Origin of the sequence: Paenarthrobacter sp. NPDC018779, assembly GCF_044391085.1 — a bacterium.
Lineage (GTDB): Bacteria > Actinomycetota > Actinomycetes > Actinomycetales > Micrococcaceae > Arthrobacter.
On record NZ_JBIRZS010000050.1, the window covers coordinates 1 to 1,746 of the forward strand.

The window sequence follows — 1,746 nt, forward strand, 5'->3', positions numbered from 1 at the left end:
GGGATTAGTGGCGAACGGGTGAGTAACACGTGAGTAACCTGCCCTTGACTCTGGGATAAGCCTGGGAAACTGGGTCTAATACCGGATATGACTCCTCATCGCATGGTGGGGGGTGGAAAGCTTTTGTGGTTTTGGATGGACTCGCGGCCTATCAGCTTGTTGGTGGGGTAATGGCCTACCAAGGCGACGACGGGTAGCCGGCCTGAGAGGGTGACCGGCCACACTGGGACTGAGACACGGCCCAGACTCCTACGGGAGGCAGCAGTGGGGAATATTGCACAATGGGCGCAAGCCTGATGCAGCGACGCCGCGTGAGGGATGACGGCCTTCGGGTTGTAAACCTCTTTCAGTAGGGAAGAAGCCCTCTTTGGGGGTGACGGTACTTGCAGAAGAAGCGCCGGCTAACTACGTGCCAGCAGCCGCGGTAATACGTAGGGCGCAAGCGTTATCCGGAATTATTGGGCGTAAAGAGCTCGTAGGCGGTTTGTCGCGTCTGCTGTGAAAGACCGGGGCTCAACTCCGGTTCTGCAGTGGGTACGGGCAGACTAGAGTGCAGTAGGGGAGACTGGAATTCCTGGTGTAGCGGTGAAATGCGCAGATATCAGGAGGAACACCGATGGCGAAGGCAGGTCTCTGGGCTGTAACTGACGCTGAGGAGCGAAAGCATGGGGAGCGAACAGGATTAGATACCCTGGTAGTCCATGCCGTAAACGTTGGGCACTAGGTGTGGGGGACATTCCACGTTTTCCGCGCCGTAGCTAACGCATTAAGTGCCCCGCCTGGGGAGTACGGCCGCAAGGCTAAAACTCAAAGGAATTGACGGGGGCCCGCACAAGCGGCGGAGCATGCGGATTAATTCGATGCAACGCGAAGAACCTTACCAAGGCTTGACATGAACCGGAAAGACCTGGAAACAGGTGCCCCGCTTGCGGTCGGTTTACAGGTGGTGCATGGTTGTCGTCAGCTCGTGTCGTGAGATGTTGGGTTAAGTCCCGCAACGAGCGCAACCCTCGTTCTATGTTGCCAGCGGTTCGGCCGGGGACTCATAGGAGACTGCCGGGGTCAACTCGGAGGAAGGTGGGGACGACGTCAAATCATCATGCCCCTTATGTCTTGGGCTTCACGCATGCTACAATGGCCGGTACAAAGGGTTGCGATACTGTGAGGTGGAGCTAATCCCAAAAAGCCGGTCTCAGTTCGGATTGGGGTCTGCAACTCGACCCCATGAAGTCGGAGTCGCTAGTAATCGCAGATCAGCAACGCTGCGGTGAATACGTTCCCGGGCCTTGTACACACCGCCCGTCAAGTCACGAAAGTTGGTAACACCCGAAGCCGGTGGCCTAACCCTTGTGGGGGGAGCCGTCGAAGGTGGGACCGGCGATTGGGACTAAGTCGTAACAAGGTAGCCGTACCGGAAGGTGCGGCTGGATCACCTCCTTTCTAAGGAGCTGCTAACAACGCGCACGTTCATCCGCATGGGTGGGGTGTGGTTGTCAGTGTTGCCCATTGCGCAGGCGTCTGTTCTGCGGTGGGTGCTCATGGGTGGAATATCAACAAATCAAAAAGTTTTTTTGGCATGGTTTCTGGGCTGGTGTCCTGGTACGAGTACGGCAACTGTTGCTCCCTTGTGGGGTGGTGGTTGTGGGGAAAGTGTTGGGGTGTTGGTTGTGGGGGTTGTGTTTGGTGCACTGTTGGGTCCTGAGGCAACAGGACCTTCTGCAGCTTTGGCTGGGGACACGGTTTTGA

1 rRNA gene is annotated in these 1,746 nt (G+C 56.9%); it reads left to right on the forward strand.

Annotation, left to right across the window (positions count from 1 at the left end):
• Positions 1-1,440: ribosomal RNA gene (locus ACH488_RS21890) — 16S ribosomal RNA — on the forward strand; the annotation flags it as partial.
• Positions 1,441-1,746: the final 306 nt, after the last annotated feature.